Origin of the sequence: Microbacterium sp. A8/3-1 (assembly GCF_040267695.1) — a bacterium.
Lineage (GTDB): Bacteria > Actinomycetota > Actinomycetes > Actinomycetales > Microbacteriaceae > Microbacterium > Microbacterium luteolum.
Genome location: NZ_CP158357.1, coordinates 1,080,163 through 1,104,284, shown reverse-complemented (window position 1 = coordinate 1,104,284; position 24,122 = coordinate 1,080,163). Strand labels below are relative to the sequence as shown.

Here is a 24,122-nt window from a genome sequence, read left to right as displayed (position 1 = left end):
CAACTGTTCGTACGGTCCTGGCTCACGCCACACGCGGACATCGAGAACGGCTCGCGGCTTCATGAGGATGCCGGGGCCTTCACGCTCAGGAGGAGCATGCCGACCACGGCAACCGCCGCCACGCGGCGAAAGAAGACGTCCCGTCGAGACGACGAGGCCCCGCTCATCCCGATCCTCGCGCGCAAGGTGCGCGAGATCGAGGCGAAGTCGCAGCGGGGGAAGCTCGGCCCGACCAATCGCGTCAAGTTCCAGGTGATCGCCTTCCTGGTGCGCGAGGAGCGCGCCAGAGTGAAGGCGGATGCCGAGATCGGCGACCCCGCACGCGCGGAGCTGCTCAAGCGCCTCGACGGCGTCGCGACCATCCTCGCGAAGACCGCCGCACGCGACACCTCGCTCATCCAGCTGCTGGAGGCCGACCAGGCGACGTCGCCGGTGGCCAAGCGGATGCGCCGCGACTGGCTGCTCGAATCCGGAGCCGAACTGGCACCGGAAGAGCTCATCATCGCGGACGCGGCTCCTGTGCAGATCTCCTCGGTGCCCGCCGCGATCGCCGAGCGGCAGGTCACACCGCCCTCGGTCGAGTCCCGGCAGCTGGCGAACCCGTTCCTCGCGCCGGACCTGACCCCGCGCAACACCTCGACCCCGCGCCGTCGCCTCGACGGGTGGGAGCTGATGGGCCCCCTGTACAAGGCGTTCGAGACCGGCGCCGGCGGATCGGCGGCCACGATGGAACTGCCCCCTGCTCCCGAATACGACCACCTCTCGCCCAAGGGGCTCGAGGTGATGGTGCACCAGTCCCGCTTCCTCGAAGCCGTGCGCGCCGGTCACCGCAGCTTCCTGCTGGCCGACGAGCCGGGACTCGGCAAGACGGCGCAGTCGCTGCTCGCCGCCTCCGTCGCCGGTGCCTATCCGCTGCTCGCGGTCGTTCCGAATGTGGTGAAGATGAACTGGGCCCGTGAAGTCGAGCGGTGGACGCCCCAGCGCCGTGCCACGGTCATCCAGGGCGACGGCACCGACATCGACGCCTTCGCCGACATCTTCATCGTCAACTACGAGATCCTCGACCGCCACCTCTCGTGGCTCGGATCGATCGGTCTGCGCGGCATGGTCGTCGACGAGGCGCACTTCATCAAGAACCTCTCGTCGCAGCGCTCGCAGAACGTGCTCTCGCTCGCGTCGCGGATGCGCGAGCGCACGCCCGGTGGCGACCCGCTCATGCTCGCTCTCACCGGTACCCCGCTGATCAACGACGTCGAGGACTTCGACGCGATCTGGCGGTTCCTCGGCTGGACGACCGGCGAGAAGCCGGGACCGGAGCTGATGGAGAAGCTCGACGCCACCGGGTTCACCCCCGCGGACAAGGCGTTCTACCCGGAGGCGCGGGATGCCGTGATCTCGATGGGCATCGTCCGCCGCAAGAAGAAGGACGTCGCGGCCGACCTCCCCGACAAGCTCATCGCCGACCTGCCCGTGCAGCTCGACGACGAGTTCGGACGCAGCATCCGTCAGGCCGAGCGCGAGCTGGGGGAGCGGCTGGCCGCTCGCTACCGCCGCATCATCGACGCACGCGGAGACCGCGGCCTCGCCCCGGGCGAGATCGACGAGGACATCGTGCGCCTGGTCGCGCAGAACGAGCTCGAGGAGTCGAAGGCCGCAGGCACCGGAGGCGACAACGTCTTCACGATGGTCCGCCGCATCGGTCAGGCGAAGGCGCAGCTCGCCGCCGACTACGCCGCGCAGCTGCAGCGCTCGGTCGGCAAGGTCGTCTTCTTCGCGAAGCACATCGACGTGATGGATCAGGCGGAGGCGCACTTCGCCGCCGCCGGCATCCGCTCGGTGTCGATCCGAGGAGACCAGACGTCGACGGCGCGTCAGCAGGCGATCGACGACTTCAACGGCGATCCCGCGGTCGGCATCGCGGTGTGCTCGCTCACCGCCGCAGGCGTCGGACTCAACATGCAGGCCGCGTCGAACGTCGTGCTCGCCGAACTGTCGTGGACGGCGGCCGAGCAGACTCAGGCGATCGACCGCGTGCACCGCATCGGCCAGGACGAGCCGGTCACCGCGTGGCGGATCATCGCCGCGCACACGATCGACACGAAGATCGCCGAACTCATCGACCAGAAGCAGGGCCTCGCGGCACGTGCGCTCGACGGCGAGGCTGTCGACGACACTGCGGCGGAGCCGGTGCAGCTGGCGGCCCTCATGCATCTGCTGCGGCAGGCGCTCGGCGCAGCATAGGCGTCAAGAACGGGGTTTCTTAACGCCGATTTCGGGTCCGAATCCGGATGTGTCGTGAAGATCTGAGAGGGCGGGTCTCGAGGACGTAAAGATCCTCGGTTTTCGCCTGCCTCGAATGGCGCCGCACCACGCCGGGGCACTAGTGTCGATCGCAGGCAGCGTCGCCTTTCCCCCTCTCTCCCGAACGTCGGAAGGCACCAGCATGAAGATCGGCATCCTGACGAGCGGTGGCGACTGCCCCGGACTCAACGCGGTCATCCGCGGCATCGTCCTCAAGGGCACCACCACGTACGACCTCGAGTTCGTCGGCATCCGCGACGGCTGGCGCGGCGTCGTCGAGGGCGACTTCATGCCGCTGACCCGGCACGAGGTGAAGGGCCTCTCGAAGGTGGGCGGCACGATCCTCGGCACCAGCCGCACCAACCCCTACGAGGGGGAGCGCGGTGGCGCGGAGAACATCGCGAAGACCCTCTACGGTCACAAGATCGACGGCATCGTCGCGATCGGCGGGGAAGGCACGCTCGCGGCGGCCGACCGCCTGTCGAAGGACGGCATCAAGGTGCTCGGCGTCCCCAAGACGATCGACAACGACCTTCAGGCGACGGACTACTCCTTCGGCTTCGACACGGCGGTGAACATCGCCACCGACGCGATGGACCGGCTGCGCACCACCGGAGACTCGCATCAGCGGTGCATGGTCGCCGAGGTCATGGGGCGCCACGTCGGTTGGATCGCTCTGCACGCCGGCATGGCGGCAGGGGCTCACGTCATCTGCATCCCCGAGGTGCCCATGTCGATCGACGACATCACCGCGCTCGTCTCGAGCGCTCACGACCGCGGTCGTGCGCCCCTGGTCGTCGTGTCCGAGGGCTTCAAGCTGCTCGGCATGGAAGAGGCGTACAGCGACAAGGGCCTCGACGCGTTCAACCGTCCCCGTCTGGGCGGCATCGGCGACCAGCTCGCACCCGAGATCGAGCGCATCACCGGCATCGAGACGCGCGCCACGATCCTCGGCCACATCCAGCGCGGCGGCTCGCCGTCGGCCTTCGACCGGGTCCTCGCGACACGCCTCGGCCTGCACGCCGCCGACGCGATCGTCGAAGGCGCCTGGGGTCAGATGGTCGCGATGCAGGGCACGGACATCGTGCGCGTGCCCTTCGCCGACGCTCTCGGCGAGCTGCACACGGTGCCGCGCTACCGCTACGACGAGGCCGCTGCGCTCTTCGGCTGAGCGTCCGGTCCGGCGCACGAGTCCACTCGTCCGCGCCGAATCAGGCGATCGCGCAGAATCAGGCTGATCGGGCGAGTTTCTGCCTGTGTCCGCGCGTCTGCCTGATTCCGCGCGCGAGGTCAGCGGCGTGATCGGATCTGGTGCAATCCCTGCGCCATCGCCGTGCGCACGGTGTGCTCGATATACGTGTGATCGTGCATCACCTGGTGGTAGTCGAACCGGAGGATCGTGTAGCCGCGCAGCACGAGTCTCGCGTCCGCGCGAAGATCACGCCGACGATCTCTCGCTGCGCTGTGATGCGAGTAGCCGTCGATCTGCACGCCGAGGCGATCGCCGATCAGCGCGTCGAGCGGATGTCCGTCGACCCATACCTGCTGACGGACGCCGATTCCGATCGCCCGCATCCGCTCGACGAAGACCGTCTCAGGTCCGGAGTCCGATCTGCTGCCCACGAGGGACGCGATCCGCGCAGCCGCCGAGGAGCGCCAGTCGACACGTTCCAGTTCGTCGAGTTCCACGGCATCCCGTCGCACCGCCGACTCCCAGACCGCCAGTGCATCGGGCGTCGGAAGGCATCGAGCGACGTGGAAGAGCACATTCAGGACGGGTTCGTCCGCGGCTCGCGGATGCACCGGCACCGGCCCACGGCCACGGTGGACCTGGATGCCTGTGGCGTCGAACCGAGAAGCGGAATGCGGGAGTGCGATGTGCACGGCATCCGTCTCGACATGCCAGAAGCCCATCAGGTCTGCCGCACTGGCGCATGTGACGCGCCCGCCGACCGATGCTGCACGCACCCGTCGGCTGTCGCAGTCGACGGTGACGAGCCACGAACGCCGGACACGTCGGAGCCGTCCCGACTCGACGGCGCTGTGAACGGCGTGTGCGGTGAAGCCTGCCATCCGCAGGTGTGAAGTGTGCGCCACGCCGCCGCGTTGGCGCACCCATTTCTCGACCGACGGCTTCTCCATGCGATCAGTCTGGGATGCCGCCCGGTTCTCCCCGCCCCGGTCTTTCGCGAACAGGGGACAACTGGTGCCGGTCTTCGTCCGTGCAGCGGAAGTGCACCGTCTGCGAGATCAGGCGTTCGCGCGGGATCAGGCTGTTCAGGAGAGAACCGGCCTGATCTCGCGCGAACGCCTGATTCCGCGTGGGCGCGCGTGGTTGGTCAGGCGTCCGCGAGTCCGAGGGTGTCGAGCAGCCATGCGAGCTCGAACGCGCGCTCCTTCCAGGAGTTGTAGCGTCCGCTGACGCCCCCGTGTCCGGCGACCATCTCGCACTTCAGGAGGACATCGGATGCTCCGGCCTCCCGGAGACGGGCGACCCACTTCGCCGGCTCCACATAGAGGACGCGGGTGTCGTTGAGCGACGTCACGGCGAGGATGCGCGGGTAGGCGACGCCGTCGCGGACGTTCTCGTAGGGCGTGTACGACTTCATGTAGGCGTAGACCTCGGCGTCGTGCAGCGGGTCGCCCCACTCGTCCCACTCGATCACGGTCAGCGGCAATGAGGGATCGAGGATCGTCGTCAGCGCGTCGACGAACGGCACCGCGGCGAGGATGCCGGCGAACAGCTCGGGCGCGAGGTTCGCGACCGCGCCCATCAGCAGACCTCCCGCGCTGCCGCCCTCGGCGACCAGCTGTTGCGGGGTGGTCACGCCCGTGGTGACGAGGTGCTGCCCGCAGGCGACGAAGTCGGTGAAGGTGTTCCGCTTGTGCAGCAGCTTGCCCTCCTCGTACCACTGGCGGCCCATCTCGCCGCCACCGCGCACGTGCGCCACCGCGAAGACGACCCCGCGGTCCAGCTCCGAGAGCCGCGCGACGGAGAAGCCGGGATCGATCGAGTGCTCGTAGGAGCCGTAGCCGTAGAGGTGCACCGGTCGCGGGGCCGATCCGGGGTCGCCGAGCGAGCGCTTCCACACCAGCGAGATCGGCACCTGGGTGCCGTCGGACGCGGTCGCCCATTCCCGGCGCTGGCCGTACTCCGCCGGGTCATAGCCGCCGAGCACGGTGACCTGCTTGCGCAGCACCAGCTCCCGCGAGGCGAGATCGAGGTCGTACACGGTCCCCGGTGTCACGAACGACGTGTAGCCGAGTCTCAGGTACGGCGAGTGCCACTCCGGATTCCCGCTGACACCGGCCGAGTACAGCGGCTCGTCGAAGGAGATCTCGTCGACGGCATCCGTCGAGTAGTCCAGCAGGCCGACGCGCTCGAGCCCCTCGCTGCGGTACTCGACGGTGGCGAAGTCGCGGAACGCGTCGGTCCCGAGGAGTCGCCGGCCCGGCTCGTGTGCGATCACCACGCGCCGCTCGCCCTGCGGATCGGATGCCGCGACCGATACCAGCTCGAAGTCGAGGGCGTCGTGGTTGTGCAGGATGAGAAGACGATCCTCGCCGTCGACGACGGCATGATCGAGCGAGTACTCGACGCCTTCGCGGCGCGGCCACACGAGCCGCGGCTCGGCGGTGAGATCTCCGGTGAGGTCGACCAGGTACTCCTCGCTGGTGATGCTCGATCCGACGCCGATCACGAGGTATCGGCGACTGCGGGTGATCCCGGCGCCGAGCCAGAACTTCTCGTCGGGCTCATGGAACAGCGTGATGTCGTCGGCGACGGGGGTGCCGAGGCGGTGGAGCCACAGCGTGTCGGGCCGCCAGGCCTCGTCCCGGGTCGTGTAGACGACGCCGGTGCCGTCCGGCGTGAAGAACGCGCCGCCGGTGTTCGGGATGACGTCGTCGAGCGTCGCGCCCGTCGTCAGGTCGCGCACATGCACCGTGTAGAGCTCGTCGCCCTCGAAGTCGGTGGACCAGAGCAGCTTCGTCGCGTCGTCCGAGGTGTCGAACGCTCCCAGCGAGAAGAACTCATGGCCCTCGGCCTCGGCGTTCCCGTCGAGGAGGACGACCTCGCCGGGCACCGGCACGCCGGGCTCGAGGCGCGGGGGAGTCCAGTCGCCGGGTGCGGCGGCGGCCCGGCAGTGGATGCCGTACTGCGAGCCCTCTTCCGTGCGGCTGTAGTACCACCAGTCTCCGCGACGGGTGGGCACCGAGAGGTCGGTCTCCTGCACCCTGCTCTTGATCTCTTCGAACAGCTGCTCGCGAAGCTCGGCGAGGTGCGCAGTCTTCGCGTCGGTGTAGGCGTTCTCGGCCTCGAGGTGCTCGATGACCTCGCTGGACTCCTTCGCGCGAAGCCACTCGTACGGGTCGTCGACCTCGTCTCCGTGGTGAGTACGAGTGGTGGAGCGGCGGTCTGCGATGGGGGCGTCGGTCACCATTCCACGCTATCCCAGGTCGAGTTGACCGGCGCGGGGCAGGGTGGGAGGATTTAGCGGGGCCGGTAAACGGAAGTGAAACCCACGGTGAACTCTTCGTTCATCACGTCGATCACGTCGACATCTCCTTTCTTCCTCAAACGACCGAAAGCGAACGGTGGAAACCGCAGCCCTCATCGTCGTGCTTGTCATCGCGCTGGCACTGTTCTTCGACTTCACCAACGGATTTCACGACACCGCGAACGCGATGGCCACACCCATCGCCACCGGTGCGCTGAAGCCCAAGACCGCCGTCCTCCTCGCAGCCGTCCTGAATCTCGTCGGAGCCTTCCTCTCGACGGAGGTCTCGAAGACGATCTCGGGCGGCATCATCAAGGAAGACGCGATCATCGCGGCGGGAGCCGATCTCTTCCTGTCGTTGATCTTCGCCGGACTCATCGGCGCCATCACGTGGAACATGCTGACGTGGCTGCTCGGTCTGCCGTCGAGCTCCTCGCACGCTCTGTTCGGAGGCCTCATCGGGGCCACGCTCGTCGGCGCGGGTCTCGGCGGCATCGACTTCGGCGCCGTGCTGTCGAAGATCGTGCTGCCGGCACTGATCGCCCCGGTCACGGCCGGCATCATCGCCTTCGCCGCGACCAAGATCGCGTACTCGATCACGCGTCGCTACGACGGGAAGCCCGACGGACGAGACGGATTCCGGTGGGGGCAGATCTTCACGTCCTCCCTGGTCGCGCTCGCGCACGGCACCAACGACGCGCAGAAGACCATGGGTGTGATCACCCTCGCCATGATCACGATCGGATGGCAGTCGGGTGCCCACCACGAGCCGGAGCTGTGGGTCATCATCGCCTGTGCCTTCACGATCGCGCTCGGCACCTACCTCGGCGGATGGCGCATCATCCGCACGCTCGGCAAGGGCCTCACCGACGTCAAGCCCGCGCAGGGCTTCGCGGCGGAGAGCTCGACGGCCGCCACGATCCTCGCCTCGAGCGCGCTCGGCTTCGCTCTCTCGACCACCCAGGTCGCTTCCGGCTCCGTCATCGGCTCCGGCCTCGGACGTCGCGGCTCCACGGTCCGCTGGCGCACCGCCGGACGGATCGGCATCGGCTGGCTCCTCACACTGCCGGCCGCCGGCGGAGTGGGCGCGCTTGCCGCTCTGCTCGTCGTCTGGCTCGGCAACTGGGGCGTCGCGATCGACGCGGTCATCGCCGTGCTCATCATCCTCGGTCTCTTCATGCGCTCGCGCCGCAACGCGGTCACGCATGCCAACGCGATGAGTGACGTGGCCGAATCCCACCTCGCGGTGGAGGTCCCCGACACGCCGCCGCCCACGCGCCGGCAGCAGCGCATCGAGCGTGCCAAGGCCGAGGCGAAGGCGCGTGCCGAGGCCAGGGAGAAGGCGAAAGCCGAGTCCAAGGCCCGGGCGAAGCAGAAGGCCGAGGCCAAGGGTGCCGCGAAGTCCGGGAAGAGCACGAAGCCCGTGGACGCCGGCCGGGACGGAGATTCCGCATGAACGTCTCGATCGACTGGCTCGCCTTCCTGCAGGTGTTCGCCGCCGCGCTCATCGGTGCCACCGCCATCGTCACGTTCTACGCGCTGGGTCTCCGGCTGCTCGTCCGGAGCGGGCACGCTCCGGTGGTGAGCCCGGCGGAGTTCACCGACGCGATCACCGTGATCTCCGAGAAGGAGCTCAAGCGGGCGGCGAAGCAGGCCGCGAAGGCGGCCAGGAAGAGTCCCTTGACCGACGCGCAGAAGTCGCTCGCGCTCGTCGGGGCCTACGGCTGCTTCGTGCTGTGCGCCGCCGCGGTGTTCGCGGGCATCCTGCTCATCGTGGTCGGTCACTGACCGAGGACTGCGGCCTCAGCGCAGCAGCCCGGCCACGAGAGCGTCGATGATGTCGTCGGTCGAGGTGTCCGGATCGATCGGCGACGTCAGGCGATCGAGCAGGAGGCCGTCGATCGCGTAGTGGAACAGGGCGATCTCCCGTCGGCCACCGGGAAGCCCCGCCGCCGCGTTGAATGCGACGTCGCCGTCGAGACCGGCGCGCTGCCAGGCCGCGAGGACTGCGGCGACCTCGGGTCGGCGGCTGCTCTCCAGGCGCAGCTCGAACAGCGCCAGCGTGACGTCGCGATCGTCGGTGAGGCGGCGGACGATGTCGCGGATGTAGTCGGCGAACAGGGCAGGACCGGGCGAGCCGCCGGCGCGGCGCTCCAGGTCCTCCGTGGTCGGAGCCAGGCGTTCTCCGATGCGTTCGACGAGCCCGGCCACGAGGGCGTCGCGGCTGCGGAAGTAGTTGGACGTGGTTCCGGTCGGGACCTCGGCCGCGGCGTCGACGGCGCGGTGGGTGAGTCCCCGGGATCCGTCGCGCGCGAGCACGGCGAGGCCGGCATCCGCGATGATCCGGCGTCTGCTCTCGTTCTTGGCCATGATCGAAGCCTAGTGCGATCACTACAGGCGCAGTAGTCGGTGGGGGAGCATAGGCTGAGGCCATGTCAGCAGGAACAGGCACCGCGCACGCGTTCGGCCGCCACCGGCCCGCGTCGCACGTCCTCATCCACGTGAGCGATCCCCACTTCCTTGCGGGAGGCGCGCGTCTCGGCGGCCGCTACGACGTCGAGACCAACTTCGCTCGGACGCTCGCGGCGATCCGAGCCGTGCATCCGCACCCCGCTGCCATCGTCGTGACCGGCGACCTCGCCGATCTCGGTGAGCCGGACGCCTACGGACGCCTGCGCGCCGCCGTCGAGCCGGTCGCGGCCGATCTGGACGCCCCGGTGATCTGGGTCGCGGGCAATCACGACGAGCGCCCAGCGCTGCGGCGAGACCTTCTCGATCTGCCACCGACCGAGGAACCCGTGACCGGCGTCTGGGACCTCGACGGTCTCCGGGTCATCGCCCTGGATACCAGCGTGCCGGGCTGGCATCACGGCGATCTCGATCCCGGCCAGCTCGCCTGGCTCGCTGAGACTCTGGCCCAGCCGGCGCCCCACGGCACGCTGCTGGCGATGCATCATCCGCCACTGCCGAGCCACCTGCCGCTCTTCGACATCCTGGAGCTCCGCCATCAGGACGAGCTCGCCGACATCATCCGGGGCAGCGACGTGCGCGGCATCCTCGCCGGACACCTGCACTACTCCTCGCACGGCACGTTCGCCGGTGTCCCGGTGAGCGTGGCGTCCGCGACCTGCTACACGATGAACGTCGCGCTGCCCGCCGCCGAGGTCAACGGGATGGATGCCGCGCAGGCGTTCCAGCTCGTCCACGTGCACCCCGACACGATCACGCACTCGGTCGTCCCGGTGACGGATGCCGCGACCGGGAACTACTTCTCCGAGGAGTGGCTGGATCGCATGGCGGCGCTCACTCCGGAGGGCCGGCTCGAAGCCTTCTCCCGGAAACGCGGTCGCTGAGCCGCGTAGACTGGGTGCATCCCCCACACACTCACCCGCCACGACCCACAAGGATGTGACATGGCTTCTGCCGCGCCTGCCCTGACCCGCACCGAGACCGATTCCCTCGGGAGCATGGAGATCCCCGTCGACGCGTACTGGGGGATCCACACCGCCCGCGCCGATGCGAACTTCCCGATCACCAAACGCCCGATCTCGGTCTACCCCGATCTGGTGATCGCGCTGGCGATGGTCAAGCAGGCGAGTGCGCGGGCGAACCGGGAGATCGGCGTCCTCGACCCCGAGCGCGCGGACCTCATCGACCGCGCCGCTCAGCGCGTGATCGACGGCGAGTTCCACGAGCAGTTCACCGTCGGGGTCATCCAGGGTGGTGCCGGCACGTCGACGAACATGAACGCGAACGAAGTCATCACCAACATCGCGCTCGAGATGGCCGGACGCGAGAAGGGCGACTACGCCTTCCTGTCGCCGATCGACCACACCAACCGCAGCCAGTCGACCAACGACGTCTACCCGACCGCCGTCAAGATCGGGCTGTCGCTGACGCTGCGCTCGCTTCTCGAAGAGCTCGATCTGCTGCGGCTGTCGTTCCTCGCGAAGTCCCGCGAGTTCCACGATGTGCTCAAGGTCGGCCGCACGCAGCTGCAGGATGCCGTGCCGATGACCCTCGGGCAGGAGTTCCACGGCTTCGCCTCGACCCTCGGCTTCGATCACACGCGGCTCACCGAGAACGCCTCGCTGATGTTCGAGATCAACATGGGCGCGACGGCCATCGGCACCGGGATCACGACGCACCAGGACTATGCACCGGCGGTGCTCAAGCACCTGCGCGAGATCACCTCGCTCGATCTGATGACGTCGGCCGACCTCGTGGAGGCCACCAGCGACACCGGCTCGTTCATGTCGTTCTCGTCGACGCTCAAGCGCAACGCGATGAAGCTGTCGAAGATCTGCAACGACCTGCGTCTGCTCTCCTCCGGCCCGCAGGCGGGCTTCGGCGAGATCAACCTCCCGGCGATGCAGGCAGGTTCCAGCATCATGCCCGGCAAGGTCAACCCGGTCATCCCCGAGGTCGTCAACCAGGTGGCCTTCGCCGTCGCCGGCGCCGACATGACCGTCACCATGGCGGCGGAGGCCGGCCAGCTGCAGCTGAACGCGTTCGAGCCCGTGATCGCGCACTCGATCTTCCAGTCCATCACCTGGATGCGGCAGGCGATGTGGACCCTCCGCGTCAACTGCGTCGACGGCATCACCGCGAACCGGGACCGTCTCGGTGCCATGGTCGGCGCCTCGGTCGGCGTCATCACGGCGCTGACGCCGTTCATCGGCTACGCCGCCGCGGCTGCGCTCGCGAAGACCGCCCTGCTGACGAACCGCAACGTGGCCGACCTCGTCGTCGAGGCGGGCCTGATGTCGCGGGAAGAGGTCGTCAAGCAGCTGTCGCCCGCTCGCCTCTCCGGACTCGAGGCGATTACGGCGGCGATCCCCGTCATCACGCCGGAGGACCTGGTCGAGATCTGAGCCGACGCACGCAGAAGGGGACGGATGCCGAGCGGCATCCGTCCCCTTCTGCGTTCTGCGGGTGCGCTCAGCCGGTGATGCGGCAGTGGGTGGTGAGCTCGCCGATCCCGTCGATGCCGACCGTGACAGTCGAGTGGTCGCGCAGGAAGATCTGCGGGTCACGGGAGTAGCCCGCGCCGCCGGGGCTGCCGGTGGAGATCAGCGTCCCCGGCAGCAGAGTGAGCGACTGGGAGAGGTGCGCGATCAGCTTCGCGACCGATCGCACCATCTGCCCGGTGCTGGCGTCCTGCACGGTGTGCCCGTCGACGACCGCCCAGATGTGCAGGTCCTGCGGGTCCGCGACCTCGTCGGCGGTGACGGCGAAGGGGCCGGTCGGGGTGAATCCGTCGAACGACTTGCAGCGGGACCACTGCGCCTCGGAGAACTGGATGTTCCTGGCGGTGATGTCGTTGACGACGGTGTAGCCCCAGACGTGCGAGAGCGCGTCGCCCTCGCTGACGTCCTTGGCAGGCGTCCCGATCAGGACCCCGAGCTCGGCTTCGTAGTCGACGGCCTCACTGAGGGAGCGCGGCCAGGAGGTGGTCTGCTCATGGCCGGTGAGGGAGTTCGGCCACAGCGTGAAGACGGTCGGGGCAGCATCGGTCTTGAGTCCGAGCTCGCTGGAGTGCGCGGCGTAGTTGAGGCCGACGGCCAGGACGGCCGGGGGAGCGAGCACGGCCGACGAGAACTCCCAATCACCCAGCGGATGCCGCGGCGCGGTGTCACTGGCGAGCGCGGCTCGCAGCTCGTCGAGCACCAGGTCTCCTCTCTCGATGAGCTTCTGCAGGGTCGCAGGAGCATCGTTGAGGAGGTCAGAGACGAGGATGGCGTCCGAATCCTGGACCACGGCGAGAACCGGGAGAGGGGAGTCAGGACGGCGCAGATGAGCGAACCGCATGCTTCTACGCTACCCGGTGGCGCGGGATCGCCGCGTGGAGGTCTTCGCCAGAACGAAGCGATATCGCTTGTGGCCCATATGCTTCAGCTATGAGTTTCGGAGGACCTCCCCAGCAGCCGCAGCAGCCGTCGCCCTACACACCGCCGCCTGCGCAGCCCGCGAATCCGTCCCAGCACTCCGCGCCCCAGTACTCCGCGCCGCAGTACTCGGCGCCGCAGTATGCGCAGTCGCCGTACACCCCTCCGCAGTTCTCCGCGCAGCCGGCGTATGCGTCCGCTCTGGCTCAGCCGACGCCGTACACGCCGCCGGCTCCCGTGGCACCCGCTCCCGCGCCGTCGCTGCCGGCGCTCCCTGTGCCGACGAAGAAGGGGCGCACCGTCTCCCTCTGGCTGTTCGCGTTCCTCGGCTTCCTGCTCCTGGCGCTGATCGGCTACTTCGGCTGGGCCCTCGGTCCGATGGCGTCCGTGATCGGTCTGGTTCTCGCCCTCATCCCGCTCACGATCGTCTTCCTCGGGGTGCGGATCATCGACCGCTGGGATCCCGAGCCGAAGCGCCTCGTCATCTTCGCCATCGCCTGGGGTGCCGTCGCGGCGATCGGCCTGACGCTGCTCGTCGACATCGGCCTGACGCTCCTGGTCGGTCTCCGCGACGACACGTTCTCCGCGGTCGTGCAGGCGCCGATCGTCGAGGAGTTCTGGAAGGGCCTCGGGGTCTTCTTGATCTTCCTGGTCGCCCGGCGCGCGTTCGACGGTCCCGTGGACGGAGTCGTGTACGGGGCGCTGGTCGGTGCGGGGTTCGCCTTCACCGAGAACATCCAGTACTTCGCGATCAGTCTGATCGAGGGCGGCGGGTCTCAGCTCACGATCACGTTCGTGGTGCGCGCGCTGCTCTCGCCCTTCGCCCACGCGATGTTCACCGCATTGACGGGCTTCGCCATCGGTCTCGCAGCGCGTCGGCATTCGTCGGCGGGCGTCGCGCTGGGAGCGGGGCTCCTCGGCATGCTGGGCGCGATCCTCCTGCACGCGCTGTGGAACGGCTCCGCCACGTTCGCCGACTTCTTCGGCCTGTACTTCACGCTCCAGGTGCCGCTCTTCCTCGGCTTCATCTTCGGGATCATCGCCCTGCGGCGGGAAGAGGCGCGCCTGACGAAGTCGCGTCTGGGCGAGTACGCGGCCGCGGGCTGGTTCACGCCCGAGGAGGTCACGATGCTGGCGACGCCGGCCGGACGCAAGGTCGGTCTGACCTGGGCCGCCCAGCTCCGCGGCGACCGGCGACCGCTCATGCGCGAGTTCATCAAGGACGCGACGGCGCTGGCGGCGGTCCGGCAGCGCGCGATCACGGGGCGGGATCCGCTGGCGGCCGAGGACGAGCGCGCTCTGCTCATCCGCACCAGAGCGACCAGGGCGGCTCTGCTCGCCTACTGACGCCGGAGGCGTACCCTTCTCGCAGGAGAGGCGGTGCACGATGGGCACGTTCGTTCTGATCCATGGCGGCGGAGACGTCGGATGGTCGTGGCATCTCGTGGCCGCAGCGTTGACGGCGCGAGGGCACGACGTGCTGGCGCCCGATCTCCCGGCCGAGGACGACTCGCTCACCCTCGATGACTACGCGGATGCGGTCGTGGACGCTGTCGGCGACCGACGCGACGTGGTCGTCGTCGGGCACTCCTTCGGTGGCTTCACGGCACCGCTCGTCGCCGAGCGGCTCTCCGCCGACGCGCTGGTGCTGCTGGCCGGGATGATCCCCGCTCCTGGGGAGCCTCCGGAGGACTGGTGGGAGGCGACCGGGTACGGGGCCGCCGTCGAGGAGCAGTCCGCCCGTGACGGCGGCCTGACCGGCAACGACGACCCGTACGTGAGCTTCTATCACGATGTCCCGCGCGAACTGGCGGACGAGGCGCTGAGCAGGGAGCGTGCTCATCCTTCCCAGGCAGCCATGACGGCACCCTGGCCGCTCGCGGAGTGGCCCGACGTGCCGACGCGATTCATCGTGTGCACGGACGATCGCTTCTTCCCGCCGAGCTTCCTGCGGGACCTCGCGCGCCGACGCCTCGGCATCCGGGCGGAGGAGGTTCCCGGCGGTCACTGCGCCATGCTGAGCCGGCCCGGGGAGGTCGCCGAGCTGCTGATGCGCAGCGCGGAAGGGCGTCCGGAGCCGCAGCGGTAGCAAGACTCAGCGCCCGGTGCTGCGGCGATGCCTGCATGTCTACCGGGCGCTGAGTTGGTCTGTAAACAGGGTGCACCCGGCCGTGCGGGGTGTCAAGGGCGAGTTGCGTCGGGCTCGACGATGACGTCGAGCGCGAGGCCGGCGCAGGTGAATCGTGGGAGCTCCGCCCACGGACTGCTGCGCACCGCGTCGCCCGTCGCGCACCGCGGGTCGGTTGAGACGACGACGCGACCGATGCTGTTGACCAGGGTGACCTCGCGACCGAGCGCCGCGAAGCGCGGAAGGAGGTCCCGTTCCACCTCGGCCACGAGCATGTCGAGTCCCGCGACGCCGATGCGCATCCCGTCCGCCTCTGCGGGTGCGGCGACCGTGATGGTGTATTCATCGCTGCAGAGGTAGTCGACGTACGGTCCGGCGATGTGCGGCTCGCCCGTGGCCATCGGCAGGCGGTACCACTCGAGCGCGCTGTAGTCGATGTTCTCCTTGTTGAGCGACTGCGCGGCGAGCACCAGCTGCCGCCGATCGTCGCCCTGCCACCAGGCGAGGTGGCTGCGGGCATCGGACGGCAGGTCGATCGCTGCGATGAAGCCCGCGCCGTACACGGGAGCCTCTTGCAGGTCGAGCGTGCGCAGCGCGTACGGCTCCACGAGAGCGTCGATCCGCGCGCTGGTCAGAGGGCCGGAGCGCTTCGCCTCGGCCACCTGTGCGGCGAACGGGCCGACCCAGCCGAGGAGACTCCGGATCGTCGAGGAGAAGTACTCCTCGACGATGGTCGCAGCGCCGCGGGTCGCCGTGTCGGTTGCTGTCGTCATCGTGTCCTCCGGGTGTGCGGGGGCGGGTTCCGGCATGATCAGCCGTTCCTCGGCTGAGCCTGCAGCTGGATCAGGGCGTCGATGATCTCCGCGACCATCGTGTCGGTGCGAGTGCCTGCGGCGCCGGCATCCGCGGCTCCGATCGCGTCGACGACCGCAGCGAGATGTGCGCCCTGCCGACGGTGCTCTTCCGACGTGTGCGCGACGAGTCGCAGGTAGGGCGAGAACTCCGCCTGCAGCTTCATCTGCTCGCGTGTCAGTCGCGCGGACTGGCTGAGCGCGACGAGCTCGATCTGGATGTCGTCGAGGAGACGCCGCTGCGATTCGCCGTCGAGTTCGTCGAGGCGCTCCATGCGTCGTCGGACCTGCTCGGCCTCTGATGCGTCGGCCCGCCGTGCCGCGAGACGTACGCCGGCACCCGTGATCGCGGCGTAGTGCGCGCCGAGGTCGCGCAGCGCGACGCGCGACGATGTGCGGACGGCTTCCCGCGCGAAGGAGAGCGGGTCGGCATGCTGCGCGACGAAGCTGCCGCCGTTGCGTCCGCGGCGCGTGACCACCAGCCCGCGCTCGCGGATCGCGAGCAGCGCCTCGCGAACCGTGACCGGGGCGACGCCGAGGCTCCTGGCCAGCTCGGCTTCGGAGGGGAGTCGCTCGCCGGCGCGGAGATGGCCGCGTGTGATCGCGTCGACGAGTCGGCGCTCCACGAGCTCGGCGCGCCCTTCATCGCCGATCGGCTGGAACAGCACGCCCTGCAGGCGATGCGGATGCTGTCGCGTCTGAGGGCCGCCGGGTGGAGGCGCGACGGAATCGGCGACCCCCTGAGGTGACGAAACCGATTCCATCCTGCGATTCTGCCTTGTCATCAGCGGCTTGTCGAAGTGTTCGCTGTGAGCAGGTGCCCCCGCGTTGACCCGTCAGCGCGGCTCGGGTTGGATGGAGGCATGACTGATCGCACAAAGCCCGAGTTCGACGCCCCCACCGGCACCGCCCCCACGGAGCTCGTCATCCGCGACCTCATCGAGGGTGACGGAGCCGAGGCGAAGCCCGGCGACACCGTGACCGTCCACTACGCCGGCGTCGAGTTCGACTCCGGCGAGGAGTTCGACTCGTCGTGGGGACGCGGCGAGACCATCCAGTTCCCCCTCCGCGGCCTGATCCAGGGATGGCAGGACGGCATCCCCGGCATGAAGGTCGGCGGGCGACGCGAGCTGGTCATCCCGCCGCACCTCGCCTACGGTCCCGTCGGAGGCGGCCACTTCCTCTCCGGCAAGACGCTGATCTTCATCATCGATCTCGTCGCCGTCGGCTGAGTCCGTACGACGCCGGATGAGGCGCCTCGCTCCCTCGGGAGTGGGGCGCCTCGTTGTTTCGGAAAGAGATCTGCATGCGCGGGAATACATGCAGGTGAATGTAAGTTGAGACACATGATGCCGCGCACGCGGCTCCTGTCCCTTGCCGCCGCAGCGGCTGACGTCTCCAGAGGAGAAAAGCATGACCAGCATCGACATCCCCGGCTACCGTTCCGGCACCTGGGTCCTCGACCCCGCGCACAGCGAGGTGACCTTCAGCGTCCGCCACATGATGATCTCGAAGGTGCGCGGCACGTTCGGCGTGAAGAACGCCACCCTGATCGCCCCGGAGAACCCGCTCGAGGCCAAGGTCGAGGCTTCCGTCGACGTCACCTCGATCGACACGAACGACGAGGGTCGCGACGCGCACCTCCGCTCCGGCGACTTCTTCGACACCGAGAACTTCCCGACCATGGAGTTCGTCTCCACGGGGGCGCACGTCAAGGGCGACGAGCTCTTCGTCGACGGCGACCTCACCATCCGCGGCGTCACCAAGCCGGTCAGCTTCGAGCTCGACTTCGGTGGCTTCGGAACGGACCCGTACGGCAACTACAAGGCGGGTGCTTCCGCCAAGACCGTGATCAACCGCGAGGACTTCGGCCTCACCTGGAACGCCGCGCTCGAGACCGGCGGGGTGCTCGTCGGCAAGGACGTCACGATCAACCTCGACCTGCAGGGTGCTCTGCAGCAGGACTGATCCCTCGGATCGATTCGGAACCCCGGGCCCCTCAGGGCTCGGGGTTCTCTGCGTCGTAGTCGTGGAATCGACGACTCCGCCGCGCCAGCAGGGCGACCAGGGCGATCACGAGGACTCCGCCGAGGAGTGGCGGGAACCAGAGCGCCGTCACGGTCGCGAGCGTGCCGGCGTACAGTGCTCCGACTCTGGGCCCTCCGGTGACCACGACGATGAAGACGCCCTGCAGTCGGCCGCGCATCGTGTCGGGCACGGCCGCCTGCATCATGGTGTTGCGGTAGATCGAGCTGACGTTGTCCGAGGCGCCGGACAGGGCGAGCGCGACGCATGCCGCGACGATCAGGGCGACGTCGGGGGAGTGCTCCGTCGCGGAGCCAGAGAGGGCGCCGACGAGCAGCACGACGCCGAACAGGAGGATCGAGGCGCCGTACGCCTCGACCGCGCGCTCGATGCCGCGACCGTGCCAGCGGTAGTGCACCACTCGGCCGGACAGGAGACTCGACGCGAACGTGCCGACGGCGACCGCCGCCGTCAGGATGCCGGTCGTGACCGCTCCGCCCCCGAGGATCACGGTTCCGAGCGCGGGGAACAGCACCAGCGGCTGCCCGAACGTCATCGCGATGATGTCGATGACGTACTGCATCCGGATGTTGCTCGCGCTGCGGAGGAACCGCCAGCCGTCGACAAGGGATGCGAGACCCGGACGGACGATGTCGCCCTCGGGGCGGAGCGCGGGCAGCGTCCACAGGCCGAGGAACATCGACAGCATCAGGATCACGTCGATCGTGTAGGTCCAGCCGTAGCCGGTGAGCGCCACGAGGACTCCGGCCACCGCCGGGCCGGCCATCACCGTGACACCGAAGGCCACGCCGTTCAGGGCGGATGCCGCGGCCAGCATGTTCCGCGGGATGAGGCGCGGCACGATCGCCGTGCGCGTCGCCATGCCCACCGAGTTCGCCGCCGAGATGACGATGCTCAGGACGTACAGCCACCAGATCGTCTCGTTCCCGGTCCAGGTGAGCGTCGCGAGCAGCCCCGTGGCGGCGAAGGTCACGGTGGCCGCGATGAGAGCGACGCGGCGCCGATCGAAGGCGTCGGCGAGCATCCCGCCGTACAGGCCGGCGAAGATCATGGGGAGAAGCCCGGCGACGGCGATCATGGAGACGGCGAACGTGCTCTGGGTGAGCGCGAAGACGTGCAGCATCACGGTGACGATGGTGAGCTGCCCGCCGATGCCGGCGAGGGTCGACCCGATCCACATCCGGGCGAACGCCGGGCTGGACTTCAGCGGGGTGAGGTCGATCAGGTGTCCGCGCGCTGCGCTCACTCGAAGGCTCTCATCTGCACCATCCGAGACTATCCGAGCGTCGAAGGGTGCACGCCGGGGCCATGTCACTCGGGGGAGTCCGCGGCTGGTAGACTCTTCAGGTTGCCGTTTGATCGGCCGCGGATAAAGAGAGCCCTCGCATCAGGCGTCGGGCGCCGCGCAACGAACTGAAAGGGGATCCCATCTATGCCACTCGAATCAGACGCCAAGAAGGCGATCATGGAAGAGTACGCGACGCACCCCGGTGACACCGGATCCCCCGAGGTGCAGGTCGCGATGCTGACGCAGCGCATCAAGGACCTCACCGAACACCTCAAGGAGCACAAGCACGACCACCACTCGCGTCGTGGTCTGTTCCTCATGGTGGGTCAGCGCCGTCGTCTGCTCGGCTACCTCCAGGACATCGACATCGAGCGTTACCGTTCGCTGATCGAGCGTCTCGGACTCCGCCGCTAAGGCAGAGCGCCCAGCGTACTATCGCGCAAAACATTCTTGAGAAGGCCGTCCCACGGTGTGGGGCGGCCTTCGTCGTGCGCGGGAAGGGTTGACGTCGCAAGAGGTTTCCATTAGGAAAGTAGTAATGCTTTCCATCTGGAAAGAGAGAGTGGGGGTCCACCGTGGAGCAGCGGTCGATGCAGGGATCCGAGCCCCTCGAGCCTCCGTCTCCTGAGGTCGCACGACTCTACCTCGACGAGATCGAGGTGATCGAGCAGCGCCGTGAGGAGCGAATCGACCGGCGCGCCGTCGCCTGGCAGTCGATCGCCACCGCCGTGGTGACCGCGGCCATCTTCACCGCGTATCTCCTGGTCGTGCGGGCGGAGTCTTCTGCCGCACAGCCACTCCTGTTCCTTCTCCTCGTCACATCGCAGATCATCGCGGGCGTGGGAGAGCGGAACGGCCTGCAGTGGCGCACTCCGCGCTCCAAGTGGTGGTACACCGTCTTCATCGTGCTCTTCGCCCTCGCGGTCGTCGGCACGTTCTTCGCCCTGCTGATCTCACCCGAGGCGCGACCGATGTGGGCGTACTTCATCCCCGGCGCCATCATGCTCGTCGGATTCGGCGGGATCGGAGTCGTTCAGCTCTGGAAGGCGCGCGGAAGCGCTCCCGCCGCTCGTCCCGCGCGCGATCCGATACCGCTTGCGACGCGCATCGCCACGGCATCCGTCGGGCTGCTGCTGGGGCTGGCCACACTGTCGATCGGCATCGGCGATGATCTGACCACGTCCATCGCGACGCTGGTGCTGATGATGATCGTCGTCGGCTGGTTCTTCGCGTGGAGGACGGATGCCGGACCGGCTGCCCTCGGCAGATACTGGCGATGGCCGCATTTCCTGGCGTACGCACTGACCGTCGTGGTGATGGTGTGGGCGAACCTGCAGACGGTCTATTCGGGGCCGATGGCGACGTCGACGTACCTCCTCTGCGGCGCCCTGGTCGCGGCCCTGCTGATCGGATCCGCCGTCCTTCCAGAGGAGCGGCGCGTGCGCGACGGTCAGCGGCCATGATGGCTGATCCCGTGGAGGCTCGAGGTCCCGCGCATCCGAGGACTCGCCTCGACGACAACTTCTCCACGCCCATCCGCTTCTCGCTGATGGCGTCGCTCGGCGAGGGGATCGAGCTCGACTTCGCCACCCTCGCGGAGATACTGCAGGCGAACGACTCCGCGCTCAGCAAGGCGATCAGTCATCTGCAGCAGGCCGGCTACGTCACCGGGCGCAAGGGATACGTGGGCACCCGCCCGCGCACCTGGGTGCGCTCGACCGCGGCGGGGCTCAGCGCCTTCGACGGGCACCTGCGCGCACTGCGCGAGATCGTCGAGCTCGGCGGCCAGCGGATGCCCTGAGCTCTCAGGCGGGAGCGCCCACGAGATCGGGGTGGTGGATCGCCGCGACGTCCGGGTGTGCCCGCAGTCGCGACTTCATGGCGTTCTCGCCGTAGGTCGCATGGATCGGGTTGCTCGGGTCCTCGGTGACGCCCGTCGCGTCGGCGGCGAGCGCCGTCGGCAGCTCGAGCAGAGGGAGCTGCTGGTCGAGCGCCGGGTTGAAGAAGAACGGGATCGAGATGCGCTCCTCCGGTGCCCGGGGTGAGATCACCCGGTGGTTGGTCGCCTTCAGGTATCCGCCGGTCGCGTACTCGAGCAGCTCGCCGATGTTGACGACGAAGGCGCCGTCGACGGGAGGAGCCGAGACCCATTCACCGTCGCGTTCGACCTGCAGACCGCCCTTGCCCGGCTCGACCCACAGCAGCGTGAGCACGCCGGAGTCCTTGTGTGCGCCCACGCCCTGCTGCGGCTCCGGCTCATGCGAGCCCGGGTAGCGCACGATCTTGATCAGCGTGGAGGGGTCGCGGAAAGGCTCGTCGAAGTACGACTCCTCTGCTCCGAGGGTCAGGGCCCAGGCACGCAGAAGCTTGCGGGCTATCGCGGTCAGGGTGTCATGCCACTCGGTGACGATCTCCTGCAGCTCCGGCTGCGCCGCGGGCCACAGGTTCGGCCCGATGAGGCGGTTGAACGCGGGTCCGTCCTCGACGGGCTCGCGCTCCGGCCCGATGTCGATCTGCTCACGCCAGTCGACCTTGCCCTGCGTCCGCTCTCCGCCGACGCGCGTATAGCCGCGGAAGTGCGGGCTGTTCACGTTCTCGATCGCGAGCTTGTCGGCTTCGGGGAGGGCGAAGAAGTCCAGCGCCGCGCGGTGCAGCCGTGCTTCCAGCTCGGGGGAGATGCCTGTGCCGGTGAGGTAGAAGAACCCGACGTCGTGCGTCGCCGCACGCAGGTCGTCCCGGAAGCGGGCGGCGGCTTCGGGGCTTTCGTCGAGCTGGGACAGGTCGAGGATGGGGAGCGAGAGTTCAGCCATGGACCGAGGCTACGTCGCCCTTCCGGGGTGGCGGGCGTGTGTTGCGCCGCATTACCCAGTGCTAGAGTCTCGTGAGTAAGGGATGCCTTACCTCAGTCATCACAAGAGAGTCGAACATTCCGTGCTCGCCACCTTCCTCATCGGCCTTCGCGAGGGCCTCGAAGCCGCGCTCGTCGTCGGCATCCTCGTCGCCTACCTCCGTCGACTGGGGCGGCAGGATGCACTGCCGAAGCTCTGGGCCGGGGTCGGGCTCGCGATCGCCCTCGCTCTCGGGATCGGCGCGGTGCTCACCTTCGGCGCGTACGAGCTCACCTTCACCGCCCAGGAGCTGATCGGCGGCTCGCTGTCGCTGCTGGCCGTCGGCATGGTCACCTGGATGATCTTCTGGATGCAGCGCGCGGGGCGCACGATGAAGGCGACCCTCGAGGGCGGAATCGACCGGGCGCTCACCGCCGGCGGGCTCTGGGCCCTCATCGCGATCGGATTCGTCTCGGTCGCCCGCGAAGGCATCGAGACGACCCTGTTGCTGTGGTCGATGGTGCAGTCGTTCGGCGATGCGCCCTCCGCAGTGCTCGGAGCACTGCTCGGTCTCGTGGCCGCGGTCATCGTGGGCTGGCTGATCTCGCGCGGCGCCGTGAAGCTGGACCTGCGCCGCTTCTTCGCCTGGACCGGCGGCTTCCTGGTCATCGTCGCAGCGGGCGTGCTCGCCTATGCGCTCATGGACCTGCAGGAAGCCGGTGCTCTTCCCGGACCGTTCACCGCCGCGGCTCCGATCGACCCGCTCACCGGCAGTGTGGCGGTCGGCTGGGCCGGTCTGCCCTTCGGCTGGGCCTTCGACGTCTCGTCGACGATCGCACCGGGCGGCCCGCTTGCCGCGATCCTGCAGGCCACCGTCGGGTTCATGCCCGCGATGACCTGGCTGCAGGTGCTCGCCTGGACGCTCTACATCCTCATCGTCGGATCCCTGTACATCCGCGGTCTCCGCTCGCGGCGCCCGTCGAAGCCCCGCGCGTCGACGGATCCGCAGCTCGCAACGGCATCTCACTCACCACAAGGAGCAGCATGACCACCTTCCACCGGATCCTCGGGGCGGTGGCCGCCACGGGCGCCGCCGCGCTCGTCCTGAGCGGCTGCGTCGCGAAGAGCGACGTCGGCGCCGCAGCGGCCTTCGACGTCTCCTCCACGGATGCCGGCTGCGCCGTGTCCGCGGCGACGGCGAAGAGCGGGACGCTCACGTTCGACGTGAAGAACGACACCGATCAGGTCTCCGAGTTCTACCTGCTCGCAGAAGACGGACTGCGCATCGTCGGCGAGGTCGAGAACATCGCACCCGCGGCATCCCGCACGCTGACGGTCGTGGCGCAGCCCGGCGACTACTTCACGCTCTGCAAGCCGGGCATGATCGGCGAGGGCGTCGGGAAGACCGCATTCACCGTCACGGGCGACCGTGTGGCCGTCGACGGCCCCGACGCCGAGCAGAAGAAGGCGGCCGTCGACCTGTACGCGGCCTTCGTGAAGGACCAGGTCGGCCAGCTGGTCCCCGCGGTCGAGGACTTCGTCGCCGCGTACGAGTCGGGCGACGACGAGACGGCCCGCGCGCTGTTCCCGCAGGTGCGCGCGTACTACGAGCGCATCGAGCCGGTCGCCGAGGCGCTCGGGGACCTCGACCCGCGCATCGACTACCGCGAGGTCGACGCCGTCGCCGAGGGCCTGGACTGGACCGGTTTCCACCGCATCGAGAAGGACCTCTGGGTGCCGGCGCAGGATGCGCTGAACGCCGACGGCGAGACTCCCGCCTGGCAGGACTGGGCGCCGTCGCCCCCAGCGGAGCGGGCCGACTTCGGCGACCTGCTGCTCGCCGATGCGCAGGAGCTCTACGACTACGTGCACTCGGACGACTTCACCACCGCGCTCGAGGACCAGGGCATCGGCGGCATCTCCAACGGTGCGATCGCGCTGCTCGACGAGGTCGCGACGGGCAAGATCTCCGGCGAGGAGGACTGGTGGTCGGGAACCGACCTGTACGACTTCGCCGCGAACGTCGAGGGCTCGAAGATGGCGTTCTCCCTCGTGCAGGACTTCGCCGCGGCGCAGGGCGATGACGGCAAGGCGCTCGTGTCGGAGATCGAGGCCGGTTACGCGGCTCTCGAGGAGTCGCTGGCCGCCCACGGTTCGCTGACCGACGGTTTCGTCGGCTACTCGGAGCTCACCGAAGCCGACAAGCGCGAGTTCACCGATCTGATCAACGCCCTGGCCGAGCCGCTCTCGCAGCTGACCGGCACGGTCCTCGACTGATCGCCCGAGCCGATAC

23 protein-coding genes are annotated in these 24,122 nt (G+C 68.6%); 15 read left to right on the top strand and 8 right to left on the bottom strand.

All coding sequences use genetic code 11. The annotated features are described in order from the left end of the window. Window positions 1-96: 96 nt before the first annotated feature. Window positions 97-2,241, top strand: a complete 2,145-nt coding sequence (locus ABS642_RS05580) for a DEAD/DEAH box helicase (protein ID WP_350352548.1) — start codon at window positions 97-99, stop codon at window positions 2,239-2,241. 202 nt (window positions 2,242-2,443) lie between these two features. Then, window positions 2,444-3,472: a 6-phosphofructokinase gene (locus tag ABS642_RS05575; protein ID WP_282217420.1), complete on the top strand. Its 1,029-nt coding sequence runs from the start codon at window positions 2,444-2,446 to the stop codon at window positions 3,470-3,472. Between the two features lie 119 nt (window positions 3,473-3,591). Here ABS642_RS05575 and ABS642_RS05570 read toward each other — a convergent pair whose 3' ends face one another. After that, the gene (locus ABS642_RS05570; protein ID WP_350352547.1) at window positions 3,592-4,443 is read right to left on the bottom strand and encodes a DUF559 domain-containing protein; all 852 of its coding nucleotides are present in this window, start codon (window positions 4,441-4,443) and stop codon (window positions 3,592-3,594) included. Between the two features lie 197 nt (window positions 4,444-4,640). Further along, a complete protein-coding gene (locus ABS642_RS05565) occupies window positions 4,641-6,743 on the bottom strand; it encodes a S9 family peptidase (RefSeq protein ID WP_350352546.1) in 2,103 nt (700 codons plus the stop codon). 154 nt (window positions 6,744-6,897) lie between these two features. On the opposite strand from ABS642_RS05565, the gene ABS642_RS05560 reads away from it, so the two are divergent. Both ABS642_RS05560 and ABS642_RS05555 read left to right on the top strand, forming a co-directional pair. Further along, window positions 6,898-8,256, top strand: coding sequence for an inorganic phosphate transporter (locus tag ABS642_RS05560; protein WP_350352545.1), 1,359 nt, complete (start codon window positions 6,898-6,900; stop codon window positions 8,254-8,256). Next, the gene (locus ABS642_RS05555) at window positions 8,253-8,588 is read left to right on the top strand and encodes a peptidase (protein WP_350352544.1); all 336 of its coding nucleotides are present in this window, start codon (window positions 8,253-8,255) and stop codon (window positions 8,586-8,588) included. Before ABS642_RS05560 ends, ABS642_RS05555 begins: the two co-directional genes overlap by 4 nt. A 15-nt stretch (window positions 8,589-8,603) precedes the next feature. On the opposite strand, the gene ABS642_RS05550 is transcribed toward ABS642_RS05555, so the two are convergent. Next, window positions 8,604-9,170 carry a TetR/AcrR family transcriptional regulator gene (locus ABS642_RS05550; protein WP_350352543.1) on the bottom strand — a complete coding sequence of 189 codons (567 nt, stop codon included), beginning with the start codon at window positions 9,168-9,170 and terminating at the stop codon, window positions 8,604-8,606. 62 nt (window positions 9,171-9,232) lie between these two features. Between ABS642_RS05550 and ABS642_RS05545 the strand changes: the two genes are divergently transcribed. Both ABS642_RS05545 and ABS642_RS05540 read left to right on the top strand, forming a co-directional pair. After that, window positions 9,233-10,153, top strand: coding sequence for a phosphodiesterase (locus tag ABS642_RS05545; RefSeq protein WP_350352542.1), 921 nt, complete (start codon window positions 9,233-9,235; stop codon window positions 10,151-10,153). Window positions 10,154-10,213: 60 nt separating this feature from the next. Then, window positions 10,214-11,674, top strand: coding sequence for an aspartate ammonia-lyase (locus ABS642_RS05540; protein WP_282217413.1), 1,461 nt, complete (start codon window positions 10,214-10,216; stop codon window positions 11,672-11,674). Window positions 11,675-11,741: 67 nt separating this feature from the next. On the opposite strand, the gene ABS642_RS05535 is transcribed toward ABS642_RS05540, so the two are convergent. After that, window positions 11,742-12,611, bottom strand: a complete 870-nt coding sequence (locus tag ABS642_RS05535; protein WP_282217412.1) for a fumarylacetoacetate hydrolase family protein — start codon at window positions 12,609-12,611, stop codon at window positions 11,742-11,744. Window positions 12,612-12,700: 89 nt separating this feature from the next. On the opposite strand from ABS642_RS05535, the gene ABS642_RS05530 reads away from it, so the two are divergent. Together ABS642_RS05530 and ABS642_RS05525 are read left to right on the top strand one after the other, a co-directional pair. Continuing rightward, window positions 12,701-14,035: a PrsW family intramembrane metalloprotease gene (locus tag ABS642_RS05530; protein ID WP_350352541.1), complete on the top strand. Its 1,335-nt coding sequence runs from the start codon at window positions 12,701-12,703 to the stop codon at window positions 14,033-14,035. A gap of 40 nt (window positions 14,036-14,075) precedes the next feature. Beyond that, window positions 14,076-14,777 carry an alpha/beta hydrolase gene (locus ABS642_RS05525; protein ID WP_350352540.1) on the top strand — a complete coding sequence of 234 codons (702 nt, stop codon included), beginning with the start codon at window positions 14,076-14,078 and terminating at the stop codon, window positions 14,775-14,777. 92 nt (window positions 14,778-14,869) lie between these two features. Here ABS642_RS05525 and ABS642_RS05520 read toward each other — a convergent pair whose 3' ends face one another. Both ABS642_RS05520 and ABS642_RS05515 read right to left on the bottom strand, forming a co-directional pair. After that, a complete protein-coding gene (locus ABS642_RS05520) occupies window positions 14,870-15,589 on the bottom strand; it encodes a cache domain-containing protein (RefSeq protein WP_282217409.1) in 720 nt (239 codons plus the stop codon). A 38-nt stretch (window positions 15,590-15,627) separates the two neighbouring features. Next, the gene (locus ABS642_RS05515) at window positions 15,628-16,431 is read right to left on the bottom strand and encodes a GntR family transcriptional regulator (protein ID WP_350352539.1); all 804 of its coding nucleotides are present in this window, start codon (window positions 16,429-16,431) and stop codon (window positions 15,628-15,630) included. Window positions 16,432-16,530: 99 nt separating this feature from the next. On the opposite strand from ABS642_RS05515, the gene ABS642_RS05510 reads away from it, so the two are divergent. Both ABS642_RS05510 and ABS642_RS05505 read left to right on the top strand, forming a co-directional pair. Next, on the top strand, window positions 16,531-16,899 hold the full coding sequence (locus ABS642_RS05510; RefSeq protein WP_223625467.1) for an FKBP-type peptidyl-prolyl cis-trans isomerase: 369 nt from the start codon (window positions 16,531-16,533) through the stop codon (window positions 16,897-16,899). Between the two features lie 181 nt (window positions 16,900-17,080). After that, on the top strand, window positions 17,081-17,635 hold the full coding sequence (locus ABS642_RS05505; RefSeq protein ID WP_282217407.1) for a YceI family protein: 555 nt from the start codon (window positions 17,081-17,083) through the stop codon (window positions 17,633-17,635). Window positions 17,636-17,666: 31 nt separating this feature from the next. Here ABS642_RS05505 and ABS642_RS05500 read toward each other — a convergent pair whose 3' ends face one another. Next, the gene (locus ABS642_RS05500) at window positions 17,667-18,959 is read right to left on the bottom strand and encodes an MFS transporter (protein ID WP_350352538.1); all 1,293 of its coding nucleotides are present in this window, start codon (window positions 18,957-18,959) and stop codon (window positions 17,667-17,669) included. Between the two features lie 186 nt (window positions 18,960-19,145). Between ABS642_RS05500 and rpsO the strand changes: the two genes are divergently transcribed. The 3 genes from rpsO (at window position 19,146) to ABS642_RS05485 (ending at window position 20,802) form a co-directional block, all read left to right on the top strand. Continuing rightward, window positions 19,146-19,415: a 30S ribosomal protein S15 gene (rpsO, locus tag ABS642_RS05495; RefSeq protein ID WP_046014407.1), complete on the top strand. Its 270-nt coding sequence runs from the start codon at window positions 19,146-19,148 to the stop codon at window positions 19,413-19,415. Between the two features lie 176 nt (window positions 19,416-19,591). After that, the gene (locus ABS642_RS05490; protein WP_350352537.1) at window positions 19,592-20,464 is read left to right on the top strand and encodes a hypothetical protein; all 873 of its coding nucleotides are present in this window, start codon (window positions 19,592-19,594) and stop codon (window positions 20,462-20,464) included. After that, window positions 20,464-20,802, top strand: a complete 339-nt coding sequence (locus ABS642_RS05485) for a transcriptional regulator (protein ID WP_282217404.1) — start codon at window positions 20,464-20,466, stop codon at window positions 20,800-20,802. Before ABS642_RS05490 ends, ABS642_RS05485 begins: the two co-directional genes overlap by 1 nt. A gap of 4 nt (window positions 20,803-20,806) precedes the next feature. On the opposite strand, the gene ABS642_RS05480 is transcribed toward ABS642_RS05485, so the two are convergent. Continuing rightward, window positions 20,807-21,811 (bottom strand): 2-oxoglutarate and iron-dependent oxygenase domain-containing protein, encoded by a 1,005-nt coding sequence (locus tag ABS642_RS05480; RefSeq protein ID WP_282217403.1) that lies wholly within the window; start codon window positions 21,809-21,811, stop codon window positions 20,807-20,809. A 121-nt stretch (window positions 21,812-21,932) separates the two neighbouring features. Between ABS642_RS05480 and efeU the strand changes: the two genes are divergently transcribed. Beyond that, window positions 21,933-22,877 (top strand): iron uptake transporter permease EfeU, encoded by a 945-nt coding sequence (gene efeU / locus ABS642_RS05475; RefSeq protein ID WP_350352536.1) that lies wholly within the window; start codon window positions 21,933-21,935, stop codon window positions 22,875-22,877. Further along, the gene (efeO, locus tag ABS642_RS05470; protein WP_350352535.1) at window positions 22,874-24,106 is read left to right on the top strand and encodes an iron uptake system protein EfeO; all 1,233 of its coding nucleotides are present in this window, start codon (window positions 22,874-22,876) and stop codon (window positions 24,104-24,106) included. Before efeU ends, efeO begins: the two co-directional genes overlap by 4 nt. Window positions 24,107-24,122: the final 16 nt, after the last annotated feature.

Coding starts and splice junctions, on each gene's coding strand:
- ABS642_RS05580 (WP_350352548.1), top strand. CDS start 97: ATGCCGACCACGGCAACCGCCGCCACGCGGCGAAAGAAGACGTCCCGT.
- ABS642_RS05575 (WP_282217420.1), top strand. CDS start 2,444: ATGAAGATCGGCATCCTGACGAGCGGTGGCGACTGCCCCGGACTCAAC.
- ABS642_RS05570 (WP_350352547.1), bottom strand. CDS start 4,443: ATGGAGAAGCCGTCGGTCGAGAAATGGGTGCGCCAACGCGGCGGCGTG.
- ABS642_RS05565 (WP_350352546.1), bottom strand. CDS start 6,743: ATGGTGACCGACGCCCCCATCGCAGACCGCCGCTCCACCACTCGTACT.
- ABS642_RS05555 (WP_350352544.1), top strand. CDS start 8,253: ATGAACGTCTCGATCGACTGGCTCGCCTTCCTGCAGGTGTTCGCCGCC.
- ABS642_RS05550 (WP_350352543.1), bottom strand. CDS start 9,170: ATGGCCAAGAACGAGAGCAGACGCCGGATCATCGCGGATGCCGGCCTC.
- ABS642_RS05545 (WP_350352542.1), top strand. CDS start 9,233: ATGTCAGCAGGAACAGGCACCGCGCACGCGTTCGGCCGCCACCGGCCC.
- ABS642_RS05540 (WP_282217413.1), top strand. CDS start 10,214: ATGGCTTCTGCCGCGCCTGCCCTGACCCGCACCGAGACCGATTCCCTC.
- ABS642_RS05535 (WP_282217412.1), bottom strand. CDS start 12,611: ATGCGGTTCGCTCATCTGCGCCGTCCTGACTCCCCTCTCCCGGTTCTC.
- ABS642_RS05530 (WP_350352541.1), top strand. CDS start 12,701: ATGAGTTTCGGAGGACCTCCCCAGCAGCCGCAGCAGCCGTCGCCCTAC.
- ABS642_RS05525 (WP_350352540.1), top strand. CDS start 14,076: ATGGGCACGTTCGTTCTGATCCATGGCGGCGGAGACGTCGGATGGTCG.
- ABS642_RS05520 (WP_282217409.1), bottom strand. CDS start 15,589: ATGACGACAGCAACCGACACGGCGACCCGCGGCGCTGCGACCATCGTC.
- ABS642_RS05515 (WP_350352539.1), bottom strand. CDS start 16,431: ATGGAATCGGTTTCGTCACCTCAGGGGGTCGCCGATTCCGTCGCGCCT.
- ABS642_RS05510 (WP_223625467.1), top strand. CDS start 16,531: ATGACTGATCGCACAAAGCCCGAGTTCGACGCCCCCACCGGCACCGCC.
- ABS642_RS05505 (WP_282217407.1), top strand. CDS start 17,081: ATGACCAGCATCGACATCCCCGGCTACCGTTCCGGCACCTGGGTCCTC.
- rpsO (WP_046014407.1), top strand. CDS start 19,146: ATGCCACTCGAATCAGACGCCAAGAAGGCGATCATGGAAGAGTACGCG.
- ABS642_RS05490 (WP_350352537.1), top strand. CDS start 19,592: ATGCAGGGATCCGAGCCCCTCGAGCCTCCGTCTCCTGAGGTCGCACGA.
- ABS642_RS05485 (WP_282217404.1), top strand. CDS start 20,464: ATGGCTGATCCCGTGGAGGCTCGAGGTCCCGCGCATCCGAGGACTCGC.
- ABS642_RS05480 (WP_282217403.1), bottom strand. CDS start 21,811: ATGGCTGAACTCTCGCTCCCCATCCTCGACCTGTCCCAGCTCGACGAA.
- efeO (WP_350352535.1), top strand. CDS start 22,874: ATGACCACCTTCCACCGGATCCTCGGGGCGGTGGCCGCCACGGGCGCC.